At 54.4% G+C, this 26,963-nt stretch carries 22 protein-coding genes and 1 pseudogene; all 23 read right to left on the reverse strand.

The window, feature by feature from the left end:
- Nucleotides 1-66: 66 nt before the first annotated feature.
- The 23 genes and pseudogenes from hemZ to tsf all read right to left on the reverse strand — a co-directional run bounded on the left by hemZ (nucleotide 67) and on the right by tsf (nucleotide 26,920).
- On the reverse strand, nucleotides 67-1,506 hold the full coding sequence (gene hemZ / locus OGM59_04620; protein ID UYI89996.1) for a coproporphyrinogen dehydrogenase HemZ: 1,440 nt from the start codon (nucleotides 1,504-1,506) through the stop codon (nucleotides 67-69).
- Nucleotides 1,503-2,120, reverse strand: coding sequence for an MBL fold metallo-hydrolase (locus OGM59_04625; GenBank protein ID UYI89997.1), 618 nt, complete (start codon nucleotides 2,118-2,120; stop codon nucleotides 1,503-1,505). The genes hemZ and OGM59_04625 overlap by 4 nt, the downstream gene beginning before the upstream one ends.
- The gene (gene dtd / locus OGM59_04630) at nucleotides 2,120-2,572 is read right to left on the reverse strand and encodes a D-aminoacyl-tRNA deacylase (GenBank protein UYI89998.1); all 453 of its coding nucleotides are present in this window, start codon (nucleotides 2,570-2,572) and stop codon (nucleotides 2,120-2,122) included. The genes OGM59_04625 and dtd overlap by 1 nt, the downstream gene beginning before the upstream one ends.
- Nucleotides 2,569-4,827, reverse strand: coding sequence for a bifunctional (p)ppGpp synthetase/guanosine-3',5'-bis(diphosphate) 3'-pyrophosphohydrolase (locus OGM59_04635; protein ID UYI89999.1), 2,259 nt, complete (start codon nucleotides 4,825-4,827; stop codon nucleotides 2,569-2,571). The genes dtd and OGM59_04635 overlap by 4 nt, the downstream gene beginning before the upstream one ends.
- On the reverse strand, nucleotides 4,817-6,853 hold the full coding sequence (gene recJ / locus OGM59_04640) for a single-stranded-DNA-specific exonuclease RecJ (protein ID UYI90000.1): 2,037 nt from the start codon (nucleotides 6,851-6,853) through the stop codon (nucleotides 4,817-4,819). Before recJ ends, OGM59_04635 begins: the two co-directional genes overlap by 11 nt.
- Nucleotides 6,853-7,176 (reverse strand): phosphoribosyl-ATP diphosphatase, encoded by a 324-nt coding sequence (gene hisE / locus OGM59_04645; protein ID UYI90001.1) that lies wholly within the window; start codon nucleotides 7,174-7,176, stop codon nucleotides 6,853-6,855. Before hisE ends, recJ begins: the two co-directional genes overlap by 1 nt.
- Nucleotides 7,163-7,504: a phosphoribosyl-AMP cyclohydrolase gene (gene hisI / locus OGM59_04650; protein ID UYI90002.1), complete on the reverse strand. Its 342-nt coding sequence runs from the start codon at nucleotides 7,502-7,504 to the stop codon at nucleotides 7,163-7,165. Before hisI ends, hisE begins: the two co-directional genes overlap by 14 nt.
- Nucleotides 7,501-8,214 carry a 1-(5-phosphoribosyl)-5-[(5-phosphoribosylamino)methylideneamino]imidazole-4-carboxamide isomerase gene (hisA, locus tag OGM59_04655; GenBank protein ID UYI90003.1) on the reverse strand — a complete coding sequence of 238 codons (714 nt, stop codon included), beginning with the start codon at nucleotides 8,212-8,214 and terminating at the stop codon, nucleotides 7,501-7,503. Before hisA ends, hisI begins: the two co-directional genes overlap by 4 nt.
- A gap of 26 nt (nucleotides 8,215-8,240) precedes the next feature.
- Complete coding sequence (gene hisB, locus OGM59_04660) at nucleotides 8,241-8,816, reverse strand: imidazoleglycerol-phosphate dehydratase HisB (GenBank protein UYI90004.1); 576 nt, start codon at nucleotides 8,814-8,816, stop codon at nucleotides 8,241-8,243.
- Nucleotides 8,817-8,828: 12 nt separating this feature from the next.
- Nucleotides 8,829-10,112 carry a histidinol dehydrogenase gene (gene hisD / locus OGM59_04665; GenBank protein UYI90005.1) on the reverse strand — a complete coding sequence of 428 codons (1,284 nt, stop codon included), beginning with the start codon at nucleotides 10,110-10,112 and terminating at the stop codon, nucleotides 8,829-8,831.
- Nucleotides 10,113-10,126: 14 nt separating this feature from the next.
- Nucleotides 10,127-10,699: an ATP phosphoribosyltransferase gene (hisG, locus tag OGM59_04670; GenBank protein UYI91756.1), complete on the reverse strand. Its 573-nt coding sequence runs from the start codon at nucleotides 10,697-10,699 to the stop codon at nucleotides 10,127-10,129.
- A 132-nt stretch (nucleotides 10,700-10,831) separates the two neighbouring features.
- A pseudogene (gene hisZ, locus OGM59_04675) lies at nucleotides 10,832-11,740 on the reverse strand (ATP phosphoribosyltransferase regulatory subunit).
- A gap of 73 nt (nucleotides 11,741-11,813) precedes the next feature.
- A complete protein-coding gene (locus tag OGM59_04680; protein UYI90006.1) occupies nucleotides 11,814-15,578 on the reverse strand; it encodes a PolC-type DNA polymerase III in 3,765 nt (1,254 codons plus the stop codon).
- An 8-nt stretch (nucleotides 15,579-15,586) separates the two neighbouring features.
- Nucleotides 15,587-16,636, reverse strand: a complete 1,050-nt coding sequence (gene ispG / locus OGM59_04685) for a flavodoxin-dependent (E)-4-hydroxy-3-methylbut-2-enyl-diphosphate synthase (GenBank protein UYI90007.1) — start codon at nucleotides 16,634-16,636, stop codon at nucleotides 15,587-15,589.
- Between the two features lie 9 nt (nucleotides 16,637-16,645).
- On the reverse strand, nucleotides 16,646-17,689 hold the full coding sequence (locus tag OGM59_04690) for a site-2 protease family protein (GenBank protein UYI90008.1): 1,044 nt from the start codon (nucleotides 17,687-17,689) through the stop codon (nucleotides 16,646-16,648).
- Entirely contained in the window at nucleotides 17,686-18,831 is a 1,146-nt protein-coding gene (locus tag OGM59_04695; GenBank protein ID UYI90009.1) for a 1-deoxy-D-xylulose-5-phosphate reductoisomerase, read from the reverse strand. Before OGM59_04695 ends, OGM59_04690 begins: the two co-directional genes overlap by 4 nt.
- A gap of 11 nt (nucleotides 18,832-18,842) precedes the next feature.
- On the reverse strand, nucleotides 18,843-19,712 hold the full coding sequence (locus OGM59_04700; protein UYI90010.1) for a phosphatidate cytidylyltransferase: 870 nt from the start codon (nucleotides 19,710-19,712) through the stop codon (nucleotides 18,843-18,845).
- A 12-nt stretch (nucleotides 19,713-19,724) separates the two neighbouring features.
- Entirely contained in the window at nucleotides 19,725-20,456 is a 732-nt protein-coding gene (uppS, locus tag OGM59_04705) for a polyprenyl diphosphate synthase (GenBank protein ID UYI90011.1), read from the reverse strand.
- Between the two features lie 135 nt (nucleotides 20,457-20,591).
- Nucleotides 20,592-21,152 carry a ribosome recycling factor gene (frr, locus tag OGM59_04710; GenBank protein ID UYI90012.1) on the reverse strand — a complete coding sequence of 187 codons (561 nt, stop codon included), beginning with the start codon at nucleotides 21,150-21,152 and terminating at the stop codon, nucleotides 20,592-20,594.
- Nucleotides 21,153-21,158: 6 nt separating this feature from the next.
- On the reverse strand, nucleotides 21,159-21,875 hold the full coding sequence (pyrH, locus tag OGM59_04715; protein UYI90013.1) for a UMP kinase: 717 nt from the start codon (nucleotides 21,873-21,875) through the stop codon (nucleotides 21,159-21,161).
- 188 nt (nucleotides 21,876-22,063) lie between these two features.
- On the reverse strand, nucleotides 22,064-23,923 hold the full coding sequence (locus tag OGM59_04720) for a leucine-rich repeat protein (protein ID UYI90014.1): 1,860 nt from the start codon (nucleotides 23,921-23,923) through the stop codon (nucleotides 22,064-22,066).
- Between the two features lie 151 nt (nucleotides 23,924-24,074).
- Nucleotides 24,075-25,733, reverse strand: a complete 1,659-nt coding sequence (locus tag OGM59_04725; protein ID UYI90015.1) for an MBL fold metallo-hydrolase — start codon at nucleotides 25,731-25,733, stop codon at nucleotides 24,075-24,077.
- Between the two features lie 251 nt (nucleotides 25,734-25,984).
- Entirely contained in the window at nucleotides 25,985-26,920 is a 936-nt protein-coding gene (gene tsf, locus OGM59_04730; GenBank protein UYI90016.1) for a translation elongation factor Ts, read from the reverse strand.
- Nucleotides 26,921-26,963: the final 43 nt, after the last annotated feature.

Here is a 26,963-nt window from a genome sequence, read left to right on the forward strand (position 1 = left end):
AAGTTGCAAAGTTTTTGTAGAATTGCGCTATACAATCCGCCCACAATGTCTATTTCAACCGTCTGTTTAATCATATTCCGCGTAAAAGCCGGGTATGCGTTTTTTGCGCTCCAACAGGGTGTCAAAATCCCGAATGTACTCATAGGGGTATTTATAATTATAAATCCGCTCGATCATGCCGCTGTTTTGGCCTCGCAGCTTGGTCACCGCACCGGCGCCAACTGCCAAAACCGTGTGGGTCTCGTCCATCATATACACATTATAGAGACAATCATAACCCGGTTTGCACCAGCCTACATTCTCCAAATTGCCCAGAGATTTGCTCTGCCGGTACATGTAGTAGGGATAGTACCCGGCGCCGTGAAGGGTCTGCCCAGCATAGTCCACCATATTGGACACAGTGAGCCGATCTTTCAAATCAAAGGTCTGTTCTCTTGTAACCATATAGGCAGAGGTTTTCAGAGCCAAGGTGTGCACGGTGATGGACTCTGCCTGTAAGTCCAGCGCCGTTTGAATACTGCGCTGAAAAGACGGCAGATCGTCCTCCGGCAGCCCGGCGATAAAGTCCATATTGATATGGTCAAAGCCGCAATCCCGCGCCAATGCAAAGGCGTCCAGCGTTTGCTGCGCCGTATGGCGGCGACCAATGGCCTCCAGCACCTTGTCGTTAAAGCTCTGGGGGTTAATGCTGATCCGCTGCACGCCGGCGGCTTGAATGACCTCCAGCCGCTCCCGGGTGACCGTATCCGGTCGACCGGCCTCCACTGTGTATTCCATCAGGTGCGAAAGGTCAAAATTCTGTTCAATGGTGCTGAAAATACGCCCTAAATCCTGCGCCGATAATGTGGTGGGCGTACCGCCGCCGAAATACACGGTGGCCAGCTCCAACCCCAATTCTTTGGCGTACTTGGAGGTTTCCTCCAGCTCCCGCAGCAACAGATCCACATAAGGGGTCATTAGCTTGTGGGTCTTTTCAATCGAATGAGACACAAAAGAGCAGTAAGCGCACCGAGTGGGGCAAAACGGAATAGACACATAGAGAGAGAACGACTTTGGCCCGGAACGAGCAATGGAGCGATTTTCATGGAGCATCACCTCATGCGCCAACTCCGCCTTGCTTTTTTGGGCCAAAAAGGCAGTCTGGAAGTGTGCAACCGCCGCATCGTCCCCCATTTGGGCACACAGGCGGTGCATCAATTTAGCCGGGCGCACACCGTACAGCACGCCCCAAGGGGGCGCAAAGCCTAATATACCGCTAAGCAGCCGATAAAGGGTAACGGACAGCACAAGGTGCTCCTCGTCTGCCGGTTCCGGCTTGGCTGTTGTCTCCCGGTACACATCGTATACCTTGGCAGACACAAAAAAGGACCCGTCCGTCTCCCGGCGGGTGGTGACCACCACCGGGTCCTCCTCCCCCTCCAAACGGATCTTTTCATGGGGGAAGAACGTGATGCACAGGTTCTTCATATCAAATTCATAAGGGTGGTTAATGACGCGTAAAATCATAATTTCTTCATATACGGGTTATGTTGCCGTTCAAAATTTAGGGTGGAAAAGCGATCGTGGCCGGGATAGACGGTGTAGTCCCCGGGCAGGGCCGCCAGTTTTTGCAGGCTATCCATAATTTCTCTACTGCTGCCGCCGGGAAAATCCGTGCGCCCGCAAGAGCAGAAAAACAGCGTGTCGCCGCTAAAAATACAGTCCCCGGCAATATAGCACACACCGCCGGGGGTGTGACCGGGCGTGGCCAGCACGGTAAAGGCCGTGTTGCCCAAGGTGACGGTATCGCCATCCTGCACTAAAATATCCGCCTGCGCCGGCGCCTGAGAGAGGAACGAAAACGCCGCCAGCGACTTGCGAGAAGAAGTGAGCATCGGGGCATCCTCGGCGCTGATGACGACCTTGGCGCCGGTGGCAGCCTTTACCGCCGCTACGCCGCCGATGTGGTCAAAATGGCCATGGGTCAGCAGAATATAATCCAGCTTGGCGTCGCCGATAAAATCTTTCATCTTGTCGCTGTATTCCGTACAATCCACCAGGGCACTGCGACCGCTGGCTTCGTCCGTAACCAGGTAGCAGTTGTTCTGCAACTGGCCAAAGGTGGCTGATTTGATCTGCATTATTTTAAGTCCTTTGAGTCAAGTATAATGGTCACCGGGCCGTCGTTTAGGAGTGTCACCGCCATATCGGCGCCAAACACACCGGTTTCAATATGGGACACGCCCTGCTCCCCCAGTGCCCGGGTAAAGTATTCGTACAATTCGTTGGCCTGTGCCGGCGGGGCAGAACGGGTAAAGCTGGGGCGCCGCCCGTGGGTGCAGTCCGCACACAGGGTAAACTGGCTCACCACCAGCACCCCGCCGCCAATGTCTAAGAGCGACAGGTTCATCTTGCCGTTTTCATCTTCAAAAATCCGCAAGTTGGCAATTTTTTTTACCAGCTTGTCTGCCTCTGCTCGAGTGTCCCCTTCGGCCACGCCCAGGAGAATCAACAGCCCCTGTTCGGTGGCGCCCACGGTCTTGCCGTCTATTTCCACTTTGGCGTGCTGCACACGCTGTAATACGGTAATCATCGTCCTGCACCTCGCTCAATATGATACACACTGGGTATCTTCTTCAAAATCTTGACCACATTTTCCAGGTGCTCCCGGCTGTTTACCGACAATGTCAGGGTGGTCAGGCAGTTGCCTTCGTTAATGGGTCTGGCGTTAATAGACTGGATTTTCACATGGGCCTTGGACATGGCGTTGGCAATATCCAGCACCAAGCCGTCCCGGTCAATGGCGTAGACTTCCAAGGTGGACATGGTCTCCACCTGCACAGAGTCGTCCCACCGAGCCTTGACCCAGCGCTCCGGTTCCGGGCACTCTGCCAAATCTCGAGGCACATTCACACAATCCCGCCGATGAATGGTCAACCCGTGCCCCCGGGTGATAAAGCCGATGATCTCCTCACCGGGCACCGGCGCACAGCAACGGGCCATATTGATCAGGCAGTTGTCAATGCCCTCCACGATTACACCGCCGCTGCTGCCGCCGGATTTGCGGGGGCGCTCCGGCGCTTTTGCCGGTTGAGTAGACTCCTCCGCCTGGCGCCAGTTGCGGTTATATTCGTCCTTGATACCGGGCATCATACGGCTGATGACCAGCCCGCCATAGCCCACGGTGGCGTAGAAATCCTCCACGGAAGCGCAGTGCTGGCGCTCGGCAATCCGCTGCAAAAAGGCGTCGTACTGCTCGCCGTCCAGGCGGATAAAGTTCCGCCGCAGTTCTCGATCCACCTCAGCCTTGCCCTGGACGATGTTCTCGTCCCGCCGCTCTTTCTTGAACCAAGAGCGAATTTTGGACCGGGCTTCGCCGGTGGTCACCACTTTCAGCCAGTCTCTGGACGGGCCTTTGCCCGGCTGATTGCTGGTAAGCACCTCGCAGATCTCGCCGGTTTTCAGTTTATAGGTGATAGGTACGATCTTGCCGTTGACCTTGGCACCGGTCATGCGGTTGCCTACCGCCGAGTGAATGGCGTAGGCAAAGTCGATCACCGTGGCGCCGCTGGGCAAAGTCTTAATGTCCCCATTGGGGGTAAACACAAAGATCTCATCCGAGGACAGGTCGCCCTTAATGTTGCGCACCAGATCCTCAGCGTTGGTAGACGCCTCACCGGTCTCCAGCATTTTATGAATCCACTCCAACCGATTGTCGATGGAGTCCTTGCCGCCTTTGCCCAGCTTATACTTCCAGTGGGCAGCGATACCGTACTCTGCCGTGCGGTGCATATCCCAGGTGCGAATCTGAATTTCAAAGGGAATGCCACCGGGGCCCAGCACCGTAGTATGCAGGGACTGGTACATATTGGGTTTGGGGGTAGAGATATAGTCCTTAAACCGACCGGGCAGGGGCGTAAACATATCGTGCACAATACCCAAGGCATTGTAGCAGTCGATCATAGAGTCCACGATAATGCGTACGGCGTAAATGTCAAAGATTTGTTCAAAATCCTTGCCCTTGATATACACCTTGCGAAAGATTCCGTGAACGGACTTCACCCGGGAGGTGATCTGGACATTCTTCATGATCGGCTCTAACTTGGCGCGGATTTGCGCCTTAATATCCGCTAAGAAACGCTCGCCCTCCACCTGCTTTAAGCGCAGGTTCTGCTCAATTTCCTTATAAGCAATAGGATCTAGGTAAAAAATCGCCAGATCCTCTAATTCCTCTTTAATGGCACGAATACCTAACCGATGGGCAATGGGGGCATAAATCTCCAGCGTTTCCAGGCTCTTCTCCCGCTGCTTATACGGGGGCCAAAACTTGGCGGTGCGCATATTGTGCAGCCGGTCCGCCAGCTTAATGATAATCACCCGCACATCCCGGTTCATGGCCATAAACATTTTGCGAATGTTTTCCGCCTGCACTTCCTCCCGGGTAGACAGGGGGATCTGACCCAGCTTGGTTACGCCGTCCACCAACAGCGCCACCTCCGGGCCAAACTCGCGGGAGATATAGTCAATGTCATAGGGCGTGTCTTCTACCACATCGTGGAGCAGTGCGCCGATAATACACTCATTGTCCATGCCCAGTTCAAACAGGATTTTCGCCACCGCCACCGGGTGCATAATATACGGCTCCCCGGAACGGCGAAACTGCCCTTCGTGGGCAGAGCGGGCCAAGGAATAGGCCTTTTCGATCCGGGCGCTGTCATACTGGGGTTTCTTTTGTATTTCCGCAAAGAACGGCGCAAACCCATCGTCATAGGGCTTATGGTCCGCCGTCTGTTCCGGGGGCAGCTCTGCCGCTGCCGGCACCGGGGGTATTGTTTTTTTATTCTCCAAGGCTTGCACCCTCTCTCAGTTTTCGCAAAATGGGCGTGGCTTCCAAATCAACCTTGCCCGCAGGCTGTGCCAGGCGAATTTGGCTTTTACCACGGCGAATCAGTCCCGCCTGGTGCAGGGCTTTTAGCGCCACGAGCACCTGTCCGTAGGTTGCCCCTTTTTGCAGGGCAAAATACAGCTCCTCGGTGCCAAAATCCCAACCGCCCCGGCTCTTTAAGAACCGATATACCGCGGCGCAAACCTGCCGATCAGGGTACACCGGGTATTGGTGGGTACCGTTTTGCAAAAAGGCTCTGTAATCATAAAGCTCGTTAAAATACCGGTCATCGTCCGTGCCGCTGCGGCGCACATCTGCCGCCCGCACAGAAAGATAGACCTTGCCCTTATAGGGATTTTTAGAAATCTGTACCGCGCAGTCGATAAAATCACCGGGCACATAGGGGAAATCTTCTGGCTTCACCCCAAACTGCACAATTCGCAGACGGCGACCCTTTTTCTCCGCCTCCAGACGCAAGTGCTTGCCCTCTGCCCCCAGGGGACTGACAGACACCAGCTGCAAGTGAAACAGACCAAACAGCGCCGCCGGATTATCTGTGCCACAAGGCTCCAGCAGCTGCAAATTCTCTGCCAAATCTAAGGTCAAGTACGCCGGGGACAGCTTGCAGTCCAGATGCAGCTGCAAAGCCGGCATACGAGGATATTCCTTCTCAGCATAAGCGTTGATGGCTCGGGCAAAAACAGGAATATCTGCCACTGCCAAGCCCATACCCGCAGCCATGGGGTGACCGCCAAAGCGCGTGAGCACATGGCTGCACGCCGCCACTGCCCGGTACAGGTCAAAGCCCTCAATGCTCCGGGCGGAGCCGCAGGCGGTGCCGTCCGCCTTCATATCCAGCACCACAGTGGGTTTGCCGTAGCGCTCTACCAAGTGGGAAGCCACAATGCCGATGACCCCCGGGTGGTAATCCTCCCCGGCCACCACCAGTACACGCTGGCGCAAGGGTGCCGAATCTGCAGCCAGCTTGGCAGTAATATCATCTATGATTTTACGTTCCAGCTCTTGCCGCAGGGCGTTATCGTCGCACAGCTGGCGGGCGCGCGCCGCAGCCGTTTCTTCATCCTCCGCCAGCAGCAGCTCCAGCGCCCGCAGGGCACTATCCATTCGCCCGGCTGCGTTAATGCGCGGGCATAGCTTAAAGGCCACATCAGTGCCACTCAGCTCTTCTCCGGCTCCGGCTGCCTGTAACAAGGCATATACGCCGGGGCGCGGTTCCTCTTGCAGGGTTCGCAAACCGGCCTGCACCAGCGCCCGGTTCTCCCCTACCAAGGGAACCAGATCACCCACAGTGCCGATGGCAACCAAGTCGCCGAACTGTTCCAACAATTCCGCCGGCTCACCGTCATATAAACAGCAAGCCAGTTTAAAGGCCACGCCCACGCCGCAAAAATCCGTAAAGGGCAGCTGATTGTCCGTTCTGTGTGGGTTCACCACGGCCTCTGCGCGGGGCAGCTGCTCTCCTACCTGGTGGTGGTCGGTCACCACCAGCTGCATACCCAGCCGGTAGATATACTCTGCCTCGTCCACAGACGAAATACCGTTATCCACCGTAACAATCAGGCCGGTGCCTTTGGCGGCCAGGGTGTCAATGGCGCCTTTGTTTAGGCCGTAGCCCTCTGTCTCCCGATCCGGGATATAGTAGATCACATTGCCGCCCATGGCCTCTAAAAAAGAGTATAGCAAAGCTGTGGCGGTCACACCGTCACAGTCATAATCTCCGTACACGCATATTCTTTCGCCGCTGTCCAGCGCCTGTTGCAGTCTGGCCGCCGCCGCCTCCATATCCGCAAAGCCCTCCGGAGCGCATAGCGCCTGACCGGGGTGGAGGAATTCCTGCACCGCCAGGTCGTCCGTCAGTCCGCGAGACACCAGCAAAAATGCCAAAAACGGGTCGATATTGAATTGTTCACTAATGGCAGAGGCAGCCTCTTTGTCTGCCTGCCGGATCACCCATTTTTTATGCAGCATTATGTATTCTTATCCACCTGGTGGAATTTTTTCAGATTGCCGGCTTTTTCGGCGCGCTTGTCCAGCTCCGCCTGAATGTCCGCCGGGGTAATGCCCTGATTGGCCATCATGACAAGGGTGTGGTAGATCAAATCCGTGATCTCATACACCGTCTCGTCCTTGTCATTATTCTTGGCGGCAATGACCATCTCGGTGCATTCCTCGCCCACTTTCTTCAAAATTTTGTCGATGCCCTGGTCAAACAGGTAGCAGGTATAAGACCCCTCCTGCCGATCCGCCCGACGATCCAGAATCACCTGATATTCACGCTCAATCGCAGTCATTGAAATTGCCCTCCATCTTGGTATAAAAACAGCTGTGGTGCCCGGTGTGGCACGCGGCGCCGGTCTGCTCCACCTGCACCAATAGGGTGTCGTTATCGCAGTCGCTGTACATGGCCACCACCTTTTGCAGGTGGCCGCTGGTGGCGCCTTTATTCCAAAGCTCCTGCCGGGAGCGGGACCAAAACCAAGTGTAGCCGCTCTCCAGGGTGCGCTTTAAGGATTCCTTATTCATATAAGCCAGCATCAGCACCTGTCCGGTAGAGGCCTCCTGCACCACCGCAGGGATCAACTCACCCTTGGCAAAATACTGCTCCAAATCTTCTGTCATTTGCAAATACCTACCGCTTCACGCAAATCCAGCGTCTTTTTATAAATGCACTTGCCGCAAATGGTGCCATACATTTTCTTATCTTTCATCACCAAAATATCTGTAATGGTGGTAACGCCGCCGCTGGCGATCACATTGCAGCCCACCGCTTTGTTCAGCCGATCCAGCCCTTGCACATCCGGGCCGCTGAGGGTACCGTCCCGACCAATATCCGTATAGATAATGGTGGCAACGCCCATCTTCTCCATGGCCTTTGCTAGGTCGATAAAGTCCATTTGGGAGTCCTCGGTCCAGCCCTCGGTGGCCACCATACCTTGCTTGGCGTCGATCCCTACGGCGATCTTGTCCCCATAGGCGTCTACCGCCTGCTGCACCAGCTCCGGATTTTTAAGGGCAACGGAGCCGAGAATGACCCGATCCACGCCCCGATCCAGGTAGAACGCAATATCCTCCATGGTGCGAATACCGCCGCCAACTTCCACTTTCAGCGGGGTGTGCTCCACCACCTGCAAAATCGGGTCTGTGTTTACCGGCTTCTTTTGCAGGGAGCCGTCCAGATCCACCATGTGCACCCAGGTGCAGCCCACCCGGGCAAACTGCTTGGCAGTCGTCAGTACATCCTCTGCCACCTGCTCTGCGGTGTCAAAATCGCCTCGCAGCAGCCGCACCGGCGTACCGTCCATAATATCAATGGCGGGAAAAATAATCATAAGTCGTTACCCTCTCTAATTTTTGTTTATAATACGCCCTTGGTAGACAACACCGCACCGCCGGTGGGCTGTACCGCGCCGTGCAGGGCGTGACCAACAGCCTTAAAGACAGCCTCAATTTGGTGGTGGGCGTTGGCGCCGTAAGGCACATCAATATGCAGAGTGATCCCGGCGTTCACCGCAAAGGCGCGCCAAAATTCCTCTGTTACGCAGGTTTCATAATCGCCGCACCGTTCCTGCTGGAATGTGGCGCGGAACACCAAAAACGGCCGATTGGACAAATCCAGATCGCACCGTGCCAGGCTCTCGTCCATCGGCACCGCAAAACTGCCGTACCGGGCAATGCCGCCAAAGTCGCCCAGCGCCCGGCGCAGTGCCAGCCCCAGCACAATACCGGTATCTTCTACCGTGTGATGGGTGTCTACCTCCAGGTCTCCCTGCACCGACAGTTGCAGCCCAAAGCCGCCGTGCACCGCAAAGGCGGTAAGCATGTGATCAAAAAAGCCGTTGCCGGTGGACACGGCCACTTCCCCGCCGTCCAGACACAGGGTGGCCGCAATTTGGGTCTCTTTCGTATTTCGTTCTACCGTTGCCGTTCGCATAAACCGCACCTCTTATTCAAACCGTACTTTTATTGAGTTGGCGTGGGCGGTCAGGCCCTCCGTCTCTGCCAAAAGCATAATATCGTCCTTGGCCTTTTTCAGCTCTTCCGGGGTGTAATAAATAAAGGATGACTTCTTCACAAAGCTATCTACCGACAGGGGCGAAAAGAACCGAGCCGTACCGCTGGTGGGCAGCACATGATTGGGGCCTGCGTAATAATCGCCCAAGGGCTCCGGGGACCAATTGCCCAGAAATACAGAACCGGCGTTATCCACCATACCGATATATTTCAGCGGCTCAGCCACGCACAATTCCAAGTGCTCCGGCGCCAATTCGTTAGCAAAATCCAGCGCCTGGCGCAAATTGTCGCACACAATGATTTCACCGTAGTCATCAAAGGATTTTTGAATGATCTCCTGACGCACCAAGGTCTTGATCTGCCGGTCAATCTCCCGCAGCGTGTTCTTAGCCAAAGACTCGGAAGTGGTTAGCAAAATGGCAGAAGCCCGCATATCGTGCTCCGCCTGACTCATCAGGTCTGCCGCTAAGAAGGAGGCGTCCGCCGTAGAGTCCGCCACAATGAGAATTTCGCTGGGGCCTGCCACCATATCAATATCTACCACGCCGTACAGCAGCTTTTTGGCCGTAGCCACAAAGATATTGCCGGGACCAACGATTTTATCCACCTTGGGAATTCGCTGGGTACCGTAGGCCAGAGCAGCCACCGCCTGGGCACCGCCTACTAAGAACACCTTATCCACACCGGCCACCGCGGCCGCCGCCATAATATTGGGATTGGGATTGCCGTCCTTGCCGGGCGGGGTCACCATAATGATTTCCTGCACACCGGCGATCTTGGCGGGAACGGCGTTCATCAGCACAGAGGAGGGATACGCCGCCGTGCCACCGGGCACATAAATGCCTACACGCTTCAGCCCGCGAATACGCTGGCCCATAATGACGCCGCTTTCCTTGGTGGTCATCCAACTTTGCTGGGCCTGGCGCTGATGGAAGTCATAGATATTTTGCTGCGCTTTCACCACAGCGTCCTTAAAGGCCGGGTCTACCTGATCTAAAAAGGCATGGATCTCGTCCTTGTCAAATTCGATTTTCTTAGGCACGCTGCCGTCAAACCGCACGGTGTACTCCCGCACAGCCTCGTCGCCGCCCTCTTTTACACCATTGATAATGGTGGTCACCGCCTCGGTGATCTTGGGATCCGTCTCCCCTGCCCGCTGTTTCAGCTGCGCCAGAAGCTGGTATTCGACCACGCCGTTTGCTTTTGTGATTTTCATTGTTCTACCCTCTTTCAACCCACTTGCGCTGCCAGTTCAATATCATGCAGGAACGCCTCAATCTCGTCCTTGCGCAGCTTCATAGAAGCCATATTCACGATCACCCGCGCAGAAATGGGCATGATCTTCTCTACCACTTCCAGACCGTTCTCCTTTAAGGTAGAGCCAGTCTCCACAATATCCACAATGCCGTCTGCCAAGCCCAGGAGCGGCGCCAGTTCCACACTGCCCTCGATCTTGATCACATCCACATCCATACCCTTGGACTTAAAAAATTCTTTAGCCACCTTAGGGTATTTGCTGGCCACGGTTTTGCGCTTGTAGCCGCTGAAGAAATCCGTGCCCTTCTTGGTCGCCAGGGCAAAGGCACAACGGCCGATATTCAGATCCAGCACTTCATAGAATGCACTGCCGTGCTCCACAATGGTGTCTTTGCCTACAATGCCAATGTCGCACACGCCGTGCTCCACATAAGTGATCACATCCGGCGCTTTGGACAGTACCGCCTCGTACGGATCCACCGGCAAGATCAGCCGACGGCCTTTATTCTCCAGAGCCTCCGTATTCAGCCCCATGGTCTTAAACATCTGCACAGACGCCTTTTCCAGCCGTCCCTTAGTAAGCGCAATGCGCAGCGGGCGATCCAAATTGATCTCCTCGTGGAGCACATCGGTCACCGCCGACACATCCACCGCAAAGCCGATGGCCGGTTTGTCCGTGCCAAATTCGCCCAGCAGATTGTCATACCGACCGCCGGACAGCACTGTCAAACCGCTGCCCTGCACATACCCGCGAAAGATCACGCCGGTGTAATAGTTAGAACGATTAACAATGCCCAAATCCAGCAGCACCTGCTCCTGCAAGCCTGCGGCGCACAGGGTGTCATATAATGTTTTAATATACTGCAAGGAGGCGTCTGCGCCGCCCTCGGTATACAGTTCCCGCGCTTCGTCCAGCACCTCCGGGCCGCCAAACAGCCGAGGCAGCCGCCGCAGTACCCGGGTCTCTCTGCAATCCTCCAAGGTATCCAGCAAATCGCCCAGCGCTGCAAAGTTCTTTTGCTCGATCAAGTGGCAAATTTCTGCCTTCACCGCCGGTTTTACATTCAGATTGCGCAGCACCGCACCAAAGTACCCGGCGTGGCCCAACTCGATCTTAAAGCCCGGCACCGTGCTTTGCATGGCACGGCAAGCCAGCGTAATGACCTGAATATCCGCCGCCATAGAGCCGTCGCCAATGAGTTCAATGCCGCTCTGCGCCACCTCGTCGGTGCGCCCGGCCAGCTCCTTGGTGCGCACAAATACACTTTGATTGTAATAGAGCCGCACCGGAAAGGCATCCTCCGACAGTCGAGTAGCCACCAGGCGGGCAATGGGCAGGGTGTTGTCCGGCCGTAGCACAGTGGTTCTGCCCCTGTTATCCGTCAGCTTATACATCTCGTCTGCATCCAGCCCGGCATCGCCGCTGTTGAACACATCAAAAAACTCCAATGTGGGGGTGATCACCTTGCGGTAACCGTTAGCCTCATATAACCCGGTTAGGGCGTTCTCTACCCGGCGGCGATCGTCGCACTCCTCAAACAGCAGATCACGGCTGCCCTCCGGGGTCACTTTTGCATATTGTTTCATGTCGTTTTCCTCGCTTTAGTACGCTAATGTGGTAATATGCTATCACACAAAAGAGCGTTTGTCAAGCCCGGACTTAAAAGAGAGAAATTTGGTTGCTCTCCGGCAGGTCGCCCAGTGCCCCCGCCTCGCGCAGGGAGTCTACCACAGACTTGCCTACCCCGCTGCGTGCCATCAGATCATCACAGGAGATAAACTCGCCCATACCGTCGTCCTTGGCCTGGGCCAACTGCTTAGCTGCGTTCTCACCTACGCCGGCAATCGCGCTAAAAGGCAGACGGATCTTGCCGTCCTCAATATTATACACCCGCCAGTCGGACTTATAAATATCCACCGGCAGGAAGTGGTACCCGCGGGCCAACATTTCAATCACAATCTGCAAAATGCCGTATGTGTCCTGCTCCTTGGCAGAGGCGTCGTTGCCCTTGCGCTTGATCTCTTCCATTCTGGCCTTAACCGCATCCTTGCCCTGAACCGCCGCCACAGCGTCTAAATCGCCGCCGCGCACGGTAAAGAACGCACTGTAATACTGCAAGGGGTAATAGATCTTGTACCATCCCAAGCGCAGGGCCGCGATCACATACGCCGCTGCGTGCGCCTTGGGGAACATATATTTGATTTTATAGCAGCTGTCTATGTACCACTGCTCCACGCCCACTTCTTTCATGGCTTCCTCATACGGCGGCAGCTCCTTGGGTGCCTTGCCCTTACGCGTGTATTCCATGATCTTAAAGCAGTCCTTCTTACTTAGGGGCGAGGGTTTGCCGGTGCGCTGCTCATAGGCTTCCGCCTTATGGAGCAGATAGGTCATAATACCGTCACGGCAGCCGATCACATCAGAAATGGTGCACACACCGTTTTTGATCAGCTCCTGGGCGTTGCCCAACCACACATCCGTGCCGTGGGACAGGCCGGAAATTTGCAGCAAATCGGAAAAAGTTTTTGGCTGTGCCTCCATGAGCATTCCCAGCACAAAGGGGGTGCCCATCTCCGGAATAGACAATGTGGAGGTGGGGCAGTCAATATCCTCCGGCGACACGCCGATGGGCTCCGTAGAGGTGATCATCTGGTACAGCTTGGGGTCGCACAGGTCCACATCCATCACAGGAATACCGGTGGCATCCTCCAGAAATTTATAAAGGGTGGGCACATCGTGACCCAGCTCGTCCAGCTTCAGCAGCGTATCGTGAAGCGCGTTCTTAAAGTCAAAGTGTGTGGTATAGGTGCCCTTGCTCTTATCGTTAGACGGGTACTGAATAGGCGTAAAGTCCTCCACTTCGTACTCGTCCGGCACAACCACCATGCCGCCCGGGTGCTGGCCGGTGGTACGCTTAATACCGGTACAGCCATCCTTCAGTCGCTCAATCTCCGCCTTGGGGGTGGAGCCGTCGAGGCCCCGCTCCTCCAGGTACTTGATCACATAGCCAAAGGCGGTTTTTTCCGCCACGGTAGCCATGGTACCGGCCTTGAACACATGGGACTTACCAAACAGCTCCTCCGTGAACCGATGGCTCTGGGACTGGTAGTCGCCGCTGAAGTTCAAGTCAATATCCGGCTCTTTATCGCCGTCAAAGCCCAGGAAAGTCTCAAAGGGAATTTCGTGGCCATCCCGGTTCATGGGTATATGGCAATGGGGGCAGTCCTTAGGCGGCAGGTCAAAGCCGCTGCCCACAGAGCCGTCCTGTATAAACTCACTGTGCTTGCACTTGGGGCACACATAATGAGGTGCCAAGGGGTTCACCTCGGAAATGCCCGCCATGTGGGCTACAAAGGAGGAACCTACGGACCCTCGGGAGCCCACCAAGTAACCGTGCTCCTCCGAGTTTTTAACCAATCGTTTGGCAATAACATACAGCACGCCAAACCCGTGCTTGATAATAGAGTCCAGCTCACGCTGCAAGCGAGAGGCCACATACTCCGGCACCGGATCGCCGTATTTCTCCTTAGCGGTTTTCCAGCAAATGTCCGTCAGCTCATCGTCTGCGCCGTCAATGTGGGGCTGGAAGGTGCCGGGAGGAATGGGCACAATATCGTCATCGATCATATCGGCGATCTTGTTGGGGTTATCCACCACCACTTCCTTGGCCCGGTCGCCCAGGTAGGCAAAGTCCTCCAGCATCTCGTTGGTGGTCTTAAAGTACAAAGGCGGCTGCATATCCGCGTCCTCAAAGCCTTTGCTGGCCATAATAATGGCGCGGAACTTGGCGTCTTTTTTATCAAGAAAATGCACATCGCCGGTAGCTACGGTCAACTTGCCCAGCTTGTCGCCGATGGCGAGAATTTTGCGGTTAATATTGTTCAGATCCTCTTCTTCCCGGATCTGCTCATGAATTTCTTTATTGGAACGCAGCATAAAAGCATTGTTGCCGTTCGGCTGAATTTCCAAATAATCATAAAAATCGGCAATTTTCTCCAACTCTTCGTCGCTTTTGCCGTGGAGAATGGCCTGGTACAGCTCGCCCTGCTCGCAGGCGGAGCCGATAATAATGCCGTCCCGGTGCTCTTTCAACGCCGACTTCAAGATCAGCGGACGGTTCTTAAAGTACTCAATATTGCTCTTGGAGATATGCTTATACAGTACCTTGCGCCCGGCCAGGGTGCGGATCAAAAAAATAATATGATACCGAGGGAAGTCCTTGAGCTTCATATTCATAAAGTCCGGGTACTTCTCGTCGTCTACCAGGTAACCCTCCATACCGCACAGCAGCTTGATGCCGGCGCTCTTGGCTGCCTTACAGGCCTCCGGCAGTGCCTGCACCACGCCGTGGTCGGTGATTGCAACCGCCTTGTGGCCCCACTTGGCCGCCCGCTTTACCAAAGAGGTAGGTGAGGAAATGGCGTCCATCTCCGACAGGGAGGTATGCATGTGCAGCTCCACCCGCTTCTCCGGCGCGGTATCCATCTCCTCCATCTTGGTCACGGTAGCCAACGAATTGGCCCGCAGCACATACTCACCGGCGTAGTTGTCGTACTGGTACATACCGCTGACCATCACAGTCTTGGCACTCTGGATCTTATTGATCACCGGGTCCATCACTTTATTGCTGTCAAACATCTTCACCGTCATGGAAGATGTGTAATCGCTGATATTAAAGGAAAAAATCTTGTTGCCGCCACGCTTGGTCTCCCGGGCCTCGCTGCACAGCACATCCCCCCATACGGTAATGTAGCCGTCGTCGGTCTTGACCTCATTCATGGGCTTGGGCAGCTCCCGAATGGGCTTGCCAAAGAAGCCATGCACCGTGTCGCCGTAGAGCGGCAGACCGCCCTGCATAGGCCGGTGCTCCACCTGCTTTTCCGCTTCTTCTTTCTTTTGTTTCTCGGCCTCCTGCTTCTCTGCCACCGCAGAGCGCACCGCCGCTTCTATATCATAGGTCTTGGCTTCTACAAATTCTACAGCCAGTTCCAGATCGAACAGCTTATGAATTTCCTGGGCCAGCAGCTTGTCCGTGCCCTTGGCCAACAGCACTTCCCTGCCCCCGTATTGCAGGTCGATATGCAGGGTGTTGCCGTTTACCGTAGCCTTGGCGTCCTTAAAGAAGCCGTTAACCTCCGCATGGTGCCGCCGAATGTTGGCAATTAGGGAGGGCAGACAATCCGCAGAAAACGCCGCCGAAGCATAATGAGGGGTCAACACCGCCTTTTCCAGTCCCATTTGGGCTGCAATTTGGTCTGCGCACCGCTCCAGCTCCGCCGTCTCAACCAACGCCGGCAACTGCAAAGCAATGTGCAGTTCCCGCCGGTCGTGGTAAGTAGACATACCCACCACGGCCGCATCTGCCAAAGCCAGGCGTCCCGCCTCGTCCATATAGGCGCCAAAATATTCAACAAATCGATTCATTGCTTGCATTATAATTTATCAATCTCTTTCATCAATTCCGTTAGCAGTTGATCCTCCGGGACTTTGCGAAGAATTTGGCCTTTCTTAAACAGCAGGCCCTCGCCGTCGCCACCGGCAATGCCAATATCCGCTTCTCTGGCCTCGCCGGGGCCGTTGACCACGCATCCCATCACAGCCACTTTAATGGGCTTGTGCACATCCCGCAGCTTCTCCTCCACCTGTTTTGCAAGACCCACCAGGTCAATGCGGGTACGCCCGCAGGTGGGGCAGGCAATTAAGTAGGGGCTGTCGTTTTTCAGCCCAATGGCTTTCAATATATCCATGGCGGCAAAGACTTCCTTCACCGGGTCGTCGGTGAGGCTCACCCGAATGGTGTCGCCGATACCGTGGCACAGCAGAGAGCCGATCCCCGCCGCAGACTTGATAATACCCATACGCTCGGTGCCCGCTTCCGTCACACCCAGGTGCAAGGGATAGTCGCACCGCTGGGCGGCCATCTCATAAGCGGCGATCATGGTAGGCACATTGCTGGACTTAATAGAAATGACAATATCGTTAAAGTCGAACTTCTCCAGCAGTGCTGCGTGGTACATGGCGCTCTCCACCATGGCCTCAGGGGTAGGCGCGCCGTATTTGGCTAAAATATGTTTTTCCAGCGAGCCGCTGTTGACCCCAATGCGAATGGGGATCTGCTTCTCTCTGCAAATATCCGCCACCGCTTTTACCCGATCATCGCTGCCTATGTTGCCCGGGTTGATACGAATTTTGTCGATCCCCCGCTGGGCAGCGCCCAGCGCCAGGCGATAGTTAAAATGAATATCCGCCACCAAGGGCAAATCCACGGCGTTCTTGATAGGCTCAATCAGATCCAGCGCCGCCTCGTCCGGAATGGCAAAGCGGATCACCTGGCACCCGGCAGCCGCCAGCGCCTTGGCCTGCGCCACAGAGCCGTCAATGTTCGTAGACGGCACATTCAGCATGGACTGTACCAGCACCGGGCTGTCGCCGCCCAGGGTGGTATTGCCTAATTTGATTTTTCTGCTTTTTCTTCTTTCCATTTTGCTCACCTACGAAAACAACTTGGTAATATCACTAAAGGTCACCACGCACATAAAGAGCAGCAGCAGCGCCAGCCCCGCCGCGTTAATGACCCACTCTGCCTTATCCGGCAGCTTGCGTTTGCAAATCCCCTCGCCCACCAGCAGGAACAGCCGCCAGCCGTCCAGCGCCGGAATGGGAAACAGGTTAAACAGCCCCACATTGATGGTGAGTATCGCCATCAGCCGCAGTGCGGAGTAGGCAGAGGTTTTCACCGCCTGGCTCACATAGGACACGGCACCCACCGGGCCGCTGATGTCTGCCAGGCCAAAGCGACCGGACAGCATATCTGCAACGGACAGGAACACCATGCGGGCGTAAGACACCGTTTGCATGACGCTCTCCCGCAACACATTGCCCACATTCTTGGGCACACCGTGGAGCCAAAAGTCCATCTTTACAAACCGATGGCCCTCATATTCTTCCGTATCAAATTTGACCTGCAAGGTCTTTTTGGCACCGTCCCGCTTAACGACCACTGTCAATGTATCGTCTGTACTGCGAGACAGGCCGGTAGTCACATCGGTAGCGGTGTAAACCCGCATACCGTCAATGGACTGAATGGTATCGCCCACTTGCAATCCGGAGGCTGCGCTGGCGGCATTCGCCTCAAACTTCGCCACCTGGGCAGTACCGATCAAATTGCTGCCGCACACAATCAGCACGGTCAACAAAAAGCCCAGCACCAAATTCATCAGTGCACCGGCCACCACCACAAACAGCCGAGCCGGCACGCTCTTTTTGTTAAAGGCGTTGGGGTCTTCCGAGTCCTCCCCCTCGCCCTCCATTTGACAGTAGCCGCCAAAAAGGATCCAGCGCAGGGTGAACTTGGTGCCGTTCCTTTCCCGCTGTATGATCTTAGGGCCCATACCTACGGAAAACTCATTGACTTTGATCTTCATTAGCCGAGCGGCAATATAATGCCCGCCCTCATGCACCAGAATGATCAGCTCAAAAAATAAAATGGCAATCAGAACAGGATATACCGTATGCCACAGGGAAGATAAGGTCACGAAACCGCCTCAATCACATAATCTCTGGCCGCGCGATCGGCCTGTAAAACATCATCCAGGGTGTAATCCGCCACTTGCGGGCACGCCTCCATGGCCGCCCGGTTCAGCACCGCAATGTCTGTAAACTTGATCTTGCCGTTTAGGAACAGCCGTACGCTCTCCTCATTGGCGCCGTTGGCTGCCGCCGGGCGCAAACCGCCTGCCGCAATGGCGTCCTTACACACATTGATACAGCGGAAAGTATCATAATCCGGCGCATAAAAAGTCAGCTTACCGTAATCCACAAGGGACAGCTCCTGCACCGGGCTGGGTAGACGCTGGGGATAGGTCAGCGCATACTGAATGGGAATACGCATATCCGGCACACCCAGCTGGGCGATGACGGAATTGTCTTGATATGCAATGGCGGAGTGCACCACGCTCTCCCGGTGCACCACAATATCAATGGCGTCAATGGGCATGTCAAACAGCCACTTGGCCTCAATAAATTCCAGCCCCTTGTTCATCATGGTAGCACTGTCGATGGTAATTTTTGCACCCATATCCCAGTTAGGATGCTTTAAGGCGTCCGCCGCCGTCACATTTTCCAGTTCCGCTAAAGTCTTGCCAAAGAACGGTCCGCCGGAAGCGGTTAAGATCAGTTTCTTCACCGCGCCTTTTTCCGGACTGCCTTGCAGACACTGAAAGATGGCGGAGTGCTCGCTGTCCACCGGCAAAATATCCACACCGTAGGCCTTGGCGGTATTGGTCACCAAGTGCCCACCGGCTACCAGCGTTTCTTTATTAGCCAGCGCCAGGGTCTTTTTGGCCTGAATGGCCGCCAGCGTAGGCTGCAAGCCCACCATACCCACTACGGCGTTAAGCACCGTATCCGCACCGGAATAGGTAGCACATTCGATCAGGCCGTCCATACCGGACAGAACCTTGGTACCCGTATCTGCCACCCGGGTGCGCAGATCGTCTGCCGCAACCGGATCCATCATAGACACCAGATCCGGGCGAAACTCCCGAATTTGTGTCTCCATCAAATCAACGCGACGGTTAGCGGTCAGGCACACCACCCGGTAGCCGTGCATACGGCAAACATCCAGGCTCTGTGTACCGATAGAGCCGGTAGAGCCTAAAAGAGCAATTCCTTTCATCTGGTTACCTCTTACTTAGAAAAAACAGTCAGTGCCAGCGCATAAGTCACCGGCAAAGTGAACATAGAGGAGTCAAACCGATCCATGACCCCGCCGTGGCCGGGAAAGATCTTGCCAAAGTCCTTTACGCCGAAATTGCGCTTAAGGACGGAAGCGGACAGATCGCCCATCATGCCCAGGAACGATACCGGCAGGCACGCAGCCAGCAGCACTGTCACGGCAAATTCGTCCATCTTAAAGTCCGCCAGCCGATTATACAGGATCATGGCCACCGCATTCAAAATCAGAGAAAAGATCAAGCCGCCGATGGCGCCCTCCACCGTTTTCTTCGGTGAAATGTTAGGGCTCATCTTATGCTTGCCAAAAGCCATACCTGCCAGCTGGGCGCCGCTGTCCGTTGCCAAAGCGCAAATCAGGCCGTAAAAGATCAGATAAATGCCGAACTGCTCGATTTGGAACATATCCCGCAGCCGGATAAAAACGGAAAAGCCAAAGGGCACCAGCGCCCCAGCAAAAACGGACACCGCTACATCTTCAAAGGTGGTATAGGCGTAGCCCTTAAGCATAGCCAACAGTAACACCAGCACCAGCGCAATCAGATACACAACGCCGGGAACCGCACCAATCACCTTGCCCCACACAGCCTGGCTGACCCAGGGAGTCAACGCCTTGGCAGAGGCAAAGAACGGCACGCAGGCCGCATAGCCGGTAGCCACCACGCGGATAAAGGTGTTCTCCACCTTGGCGCAACGCATAATTTCGTTTGCTGCCACAGCCGCCAGGAAGGCGATCACAAGCACCAGCACCGGGGTATTGATCTGCCACACCACCACAGCCAGCAGCGCCAGCAGCACCACGGCGGTAATCACTCTCTGTTTCATCTTTTTCTCCTCTTATCTTCCGCCGAAACGACGGTTTCTATTCTCATAGGCGTGAAGCGCTTCGGCCAGATCCTGCTCCGTAAAGTCCGGCCACAGCACATCGCTGTACCAAAACTCGCTGTACGCCGCCTGCCACAGAAGGAAGTTGGACAGCCGCTGCTCGCCGCTGGGACGAATCACCAAATCGCAATCCGGCACCGTATATACATTGGCAGATATATCGTCCATGGTGATCTCCCGCTTACCGCTTTGCAGCGCCCGGTTCACCGCCTGTACGATCTCCTGGCGGCCGCCGTAGTTGATCGCCACATACACCGTAGTACCGGTGTTGGCGGCGGTATCCCGCTCGCCCTGGTCCATCAGCTGCAACAGCTCGTCGCTGATCCCATCTCTCGAGCCGATAAACTTTAAGCGGATATTACCGGCCTGGCTAATGTCTGCCTGCGCCTCCAGCAAATAATCCTTAAAAAGCCGCATCAAGGCGTCCACTTCCTCCGGCGACCGCTTCCAATTTTCAGTAGAGAAAGCATAAAAAGTCACATAAGGAATGCCGATACGCCCGCAAGCCTTAGATATCGTGCGGAACACCTCAGCCCCCGCCTTATGTCCGGCAGAACGGGGCAAGCCCCGCTTTTTGGCCCAACGACCGTTGCCGTCCATGATAATGCCCACATGGTTGGGCAGCAGGGCAAAATTCGCGTTTTTTTGCTGCGGTGCAGCACTTTTTTTGTTAAACAGTGCCATAAGCGACCTCCCCGTAAAACGCATAGACGGGCGAATGCCCAGCCGCCGTACACAATCCATTGATGCGCACAGCCGCCGGCAACCGCCCTCATTCAAATAAGAAAACAGGGCGCCCCCATTTTCTTTAGCTATTGGTTAGATAGACAGCACTTCCTGCTCTTTTTTCTTGGCTGCAGTCTCTGCCTGCTTCACATAATCATCGGTGATCTTCTGCAGCTGCTCCTCGCCGTCCCGCAGATCGTCCTCGGTGATCTCGCTGTTTTTCTTCATCTTTTTCAGCTCATCCATAAAATCGCGGCGCACATTGCGGATGGCCACCTTCGCCTCCTCGCCACGCTTGGAGATGTCTTTGGTCAGCTCCCGACGGTGCTCCTCCGTCAACTGGGGGAACGCCAAACGAATAACCTTGCCATCATTTTGCGGGTTAATGCCGATGTCAGAGGTGTTGATGGCCTTTTCGATCTCCTTGAGTGTGGAGGCGTCCCAGGGCTGGATCACCAACATTCTGGCCTCCGGCACGCTGATAGCGGCCATTTGGTTAACGGGGGTGGGCACGCCGTAGTAATCCACCATCACCTTATCCAGTACGGCGGGATTGGCACGGCCGGCACGCACGGCGGAAAAGTCACGCTCCAAGGAAGTCATACACTTTTCCATTTTCGCTTTCGCATTGGTGTACAGTTCGGTCAATTCCATCTTTCTTTACCTCTCTTCGTTAGATACAAGCGTGCCGATCTTTTCGCCGGAGACGGCACGCACCACATTCTCCGGATCGTCCAGATTGAACACCAAAATGGACATATCGTTATCCTTGCACAGGCTAAAGGCGGTGGAATCCATCACCTTCAGATCCCGGTTAATGACTTCCTTAAAGGTCACCTGATCGTACTTTACAGCGTCTGCGAATTTATTGGGATCCTTATCGTACACGCCGTCCACATTGGTGCCCTTGAGCAGTGCATCCGCATTGATCTCCACTGCCCGCAGCGCCGCTGCCGTGTCTGTGGAGAAGAACGGAGAGCCGGTGCCACAGCCAAAAATCACAATCCGCCCCTTTTCAAAGTGACGAATGGCACGGTTGCGAATATAAGGCTCTGCAATCTGGCGCATTTCAATGGCCGTCTGTACCCGCACATTGGCGCCCAGCTGCTCCAAAGCGTCGCACAGAGCCAGCGCATTCATTGCCGTTGCCAACATACCGATATGGTCCGCACGGGTACGATCCATATGTTCGCTGGAGCGGCCACGCCAAAAGTTGCCGCCGCCGACCACAATGCCGACTTCCACGCCCAGGTCGGCTACTTTCTTTACCGCCGTGCAAATCTTGACCACCGTGTCGTTGTCGATTCCGGTGCCTTTTTCACCGGCAAGCACTTCGCCGCTGAGCTTTAACAAAATCCGTTTATATGCTGTTGCCATACTTTTTACCTCCGCCGTTTCGGCAAGCGCCGCAGGCCACAAACACGCCTGTGTACACACTTGCTCACTGTCCTCTATATCTTAATATATTTTTAGCATAAAGTAAATAGAATTTCTGAATTTTAGAAAAAACAGGTAAAAAAACAGACGAAAGATCAAATGTCTTCCGTCTGTCAAAATAAGGCTTCCTATCCTGTGGTCTTCGGTGTCTCCGGCGTCTCCGGCTCCGGCTGGGTCAAACCGATCCCGGCTTGAAATCGCTGAATCAGCACATAGTCCCGCAGGTTCACATAACCGTCATTATTCACATCGTAATAGTATCCCAGTAGCTTATCTGCTGTGCGACCCATATTGTCAAAGAAATAGCTGGCCACATTGGAAAGCGTATTGGTACGCGTCGTGGCACAACGGCTGCAAGTATAGGTGCAGTTGGTGCCGTCACAACCGGAAAACTTAAAATCATGGCCATAGGCGGGCACCACATTGGTGCGCGTCGTCTTGCAATAGCGGCAGGTGTCAATAGAGGAACCGGTCATTAGACAGCTGGCCTTGGCGATCACCCGGGTATCATAGTAACCGTCCACCCATTCTACATGGACCTGGGTGGTGTAAGTGTCATTGCACACGCTGCAAACATACGTATCGATCCGGTGGCCGGTGGCGTCTGTTTCACCCTCCGTGCACTGATAATCGTGCCCGGCGGGAATACTCTCTGCAATGCTTTGGTGACACACGGTGCACACACCGGTCTTTTGACCATCCGTGGTACAGGTGGCAGGTACAACCACCGTCCACTCCTCTACTTTATGACCCGGTGCGGGAATGTTGATATATTGCAGTGCGGTGCATTTGCTGTTCTTGGTGGGTTCCTCCACCGTGCAGCGGCGGATCAGTCGCCCGGTGGTGGTACAGCCGGGCTCGGTCAGCACCATGTCCGTATAGCAGCCGTCCTTCCACACATAGTTGCCGTCCTCGTCCCGCACATGGGTGGTACGAATGGTGTCCGTGCTCTCATCGTTGCACTTGGCGCAGCGCAGGTATTCAAAAATATGGCCGTTTTTCTCGGATTGATCGTCGGTTTGGATCACTTGCAGATCATGGCCGGTGGCAGCAATATCCTCGGTGCGCAAATATTTCAGGCACTTGGAGCAGTACACATCCTGCTTGCCCTTAGCGGTACAGGTGGGCTCCTGGGTTACAACTGTATACGTCTCGGCGTGGTCGCATCCGCTGTCCGAAGCAACAAATTTGTATCCTTTTTTCTCGGCGTACGCCTGGGTGGTGGAGCCGCTGGAAGCATGGAAAGTCAGTGAGGACTGGCAGTTGGCAAAAGGATCCAGCGTGCCGTAATTCAAGTTAGGATTCTCCACAAACACATCCAGCAAAAAGCTGTTGTCAGAGAAGGCGGTGGTACCCACGGAAGTGATTTTCTCCGGTAAAGTGATGGTCACAAACTTGCAGCCGGCAAAAGCGGAAATGCCGATTTTGGCACACTCCTTCGGGAAAGTTACGCTGTTGATCCCCGCCTTGCGAAACGCGAAATCGCCAATCTCCGTTAAAGTCTCCGGCAGACGCAAAGTTGTAAATTTGGCGTCGTTCTCAAAGGCGTTCAGACCAATCTTCGTGATTTTGGTATCCTGTAAATTGACGGTGGACAGTGCCGTACACCCGGCGAAGGCATAACGGTTCACCCCCGTAATGGTAGAGGGTAAAATCACCGTTTGGACAGAGGTCATCTCAAAAAAGAGATAGTTACCCAGCACTGTCACGCCCTCGCTGATCACAACCCGCTTAATGGAGTCACGGAAATTGTACCAAGGGCAGCGCTTTATAGAGGAACCAAAGTTAACATTCATATTGGAATAGTTATTGGTGGCGCCGCTGCCGGTAAGGGTCAGCACCCCGGTGCCGGTGTCAATATTGTATTTAATATTATCACCGCAGCTGCCGCTGGTGGCCGCCGTTGCCGCAAAGGCAAAAGACGCGCCGCCACCCAGCACGGTGCACAGCATGACGATGCTTAAAATCACAGATAGCCATTTTTTCATACGCAATCCTCCAAGGCGCAAATTGCCGCCGCCTGCACACACAAGTGCAAACGCCTTTGCTTTCATCATACCACAAAGCTCCCGCCTGTGCAAGGCGGGAGCAGATTTTGGACACCGGTGGCAAAAGCGCACCGGATTTTAGTATTGTAGATCACATGGCACATTTTTTACAGGGCGTATGGTTCTTTTTCGCCTCTTTCAGCGTGGTTTTAATGGGATGCTTTCCGGCGCAGCTTTTTATATAATGATACTTTTTGCCGGTGGGCGAAACATACACCGTATTCCCCTTTGGCGCCGATTTCTTTGCGCTGCCGGTGTTCTTCGATTTGCTCCAGTTGCTGTAATATTTGGTGCTCTTGTGGCCGGTTTTCACTGTCTTATAGGTGCGCACACGCACATAGTATTTTTTGCCGTTTTTAAGTCCGGTAATGGTTTTTTGGGTGGTGCTGTTTTTGCTCACCGTGACCGTCTTTGCGTTTTTAAAGTTCGACGATGTACTGTATTGGATTTGATACCCGGTGGTTTGGGATTTCTGCTTTTTCCAAGTTACGGTAATTTTCTTTTTCCCGCCAGTCACTTTGCTGATCGATGTACCCTTTGGCTTGACGGTAAAGTACACGGTGCGCGAGCCCTTGTACTTACCCTTCAGTTTCACCTGTACGCCGTAGCGCCCAACAGCTTTGCGCCCTTTTGGGTAGTTCACCGTGTAATCAGCACTTGCTTTTAACGGTTTGCCGGTACTGTCTTTCACGGTCACCGACGGTTTTTGCACCTTGCCGTTATAAGTATAAACCGTCTTTGCCAACTTGGGCGCTGACACCTTAGCAATCTTTGCAGCGGAAGTGACCTTTGTGTAACCGCAAGCCCCACAAACCGCGCTGGTTTGCACGCAACCATCTCCGTTAAAGGATGCCGGCGTGGTTTTTGTAACATTCTTTGTCGTCCTATGCTTGCACACGGCAGCGCTGCCTTTTTGGGTTGTGGCCTGAATTCCACTGTTTTGCACCTGCATCTGAATGGTGCCCATTTGATCCGTTCGATAGATTTTGGCCTTAACCACCTGCAATCGCTGCAAAGCTTGGGCCGTGGGGTGGCCGTAACTGTTCCCTGCCCCTACGGAGATTGCCGCGTATTTTGGTGCAGCTTCTGCAAGGAAGGAGGCAGAGGAAGACCCGGCAGAACCATGGTGCGCCACCTTCAGAATATCCGTTTGCAGATCAGCACCACTGTTCACCAGCGATTGCTCCACCGCGGACGAAATATCACCGGTCAGCAACAAGGAACGATTGCCGCACTGCACTTTTAGCACCAGAGACGCATCGTTGGCGTTCTCTGCCCCTGTGCCGTCACTGAGTACCTGCACAGTGGTGCCGCCTACCTGAAACCGGGAATTGGCAGTCGGGTTCGCCGCTTTACTACCGGGTTCGCTTTTTATGGCAGAGAGATAATTCTTGTAGCACTTTGTGTTGGTCTTGTATGGTGAATAATAAGAATAATTTACCTGAAAGCGATTGTAAATTTGGGGTAACCCGCCGATATGGTCCTCGTCCGGATGGCTGGCCACCACATAATCCAAGGTGGAAATGGATTTGCTGCGCAGACAATCCTCAACCGCTTGGGCATGCACAGCTTTACCTCCATCCACCAGCATTCGGTGTCCGTTGCTTTCTATTAGAATACTGTCGCCCTGATCGCAATCAATAAAAGTGACTGTCATGGACGGCTGCGCCGCATTAGCCACCGCTGTACCGCCTACCGTCAGCCCCAAAAGCAGCAAAGCGCTGCATATTATACTGCCAAATTTTTTCATTTCGTCATCCTTCTTTTCTTTGTATTGAATTTTATTCTAACATATTTTACTTGTTATTGCAACCGTTATTCCCGGCGCACCGCCATCATCAGCACCAAAGCGCCGAACAGGCGCAGAGGCTTTTCCGGGTAAAATTGATTATACCGCCGCAAAAAAGCGCTCGGTACAAACCGGGCGCTTTTCATGATCAAATATAAAGAAAACGAACATAAAAAAGAGCACCTCCAAAGAGGTGCTCCAAATGCTTGTACTTAGCCGTTGATCTGCTTTGCGATCTCTTCAGCGAAGTTCTCCTCGCGCTTTTCCAGGCCCTCGCCCTTCATCATACGCACGAAGCCGGTGCACTTGATTTCCGTGCCCAGTGCCTTAGCCACATTGTTGATGTAGGTCTGTACATTCTCGTGGTTCTCAGCCTTTACGAACTCCTGGTCTACCAGGCAGTTCTCCTTGTAGAACTTGCCCAGCTTACCGGCAGCGATCTTCTCCAGCACCTGCTCCGGCTTGTTAGCCATCTTGGGATCTTCCTTCAACTGTGCGGAAAGAATGCCCTTCTCGTGCTCGATCACCTCAGCGGGAACGGAAGCCTCATCCAGATAAGAGGGGCTCATAGCGGCGATCTGCATAGCCACATCCTTGCCCATTACCTTGAACTCGTCAGTAGCGGCCTTGCTCTCGTCAGCCACATCAAAGCCAACCATAACGCCTACGGAACCGCCGGCGTGAATGTAGGTTGCCACAACACCATCCATCACCTCAAAGCGACGGATCTTCATGTTCTCACCGATGGACAGGATCAGGTCGTTCAGAGTCTCGGTCACGGTACGGTCGGTGCCGTCATAAGCGGTAGCGCACAGCGCCTCCACATCAGCGGGAGCGGTAGCGATAATGGTGCGCGCCACGCCCTTTACAAAGTCCATGAACTTGTCGTTCTTGGCAACAAAGTCGGTCTCAGAGTTGACCTCAACGGTGACAGCCTTCTTGGCAGCCTCGTCATAATAAGTGTACACAACGCCCTCGGCAGCGATACGGGCGGACTTCTTCTCGGCAGCAGCCAGACCCCGCTCACGCAGGAAGTCGATTGCCTTGTCCATGTCGCCGTCTGCTTCGGTCAATGCCTTTTTGCATTCCATCATACCAACGCCGGTCTTTTCACGCAGCGCCTTAACATCCATAGCGGTAAATGCCATTGTGTGTTCCTCCTTGAATTCAGTCTAAAATCTATCGGCAGAA

It is taken from the genome of Oscillospiraceae bacterium, assembly GCA_025757685.1.
In the GTDB taxonomy this organism is placed as follows: Bacteria; Bacillota; Clostridia; order Oscillospirales; family Acutalibacteraceae; genus CAG-217.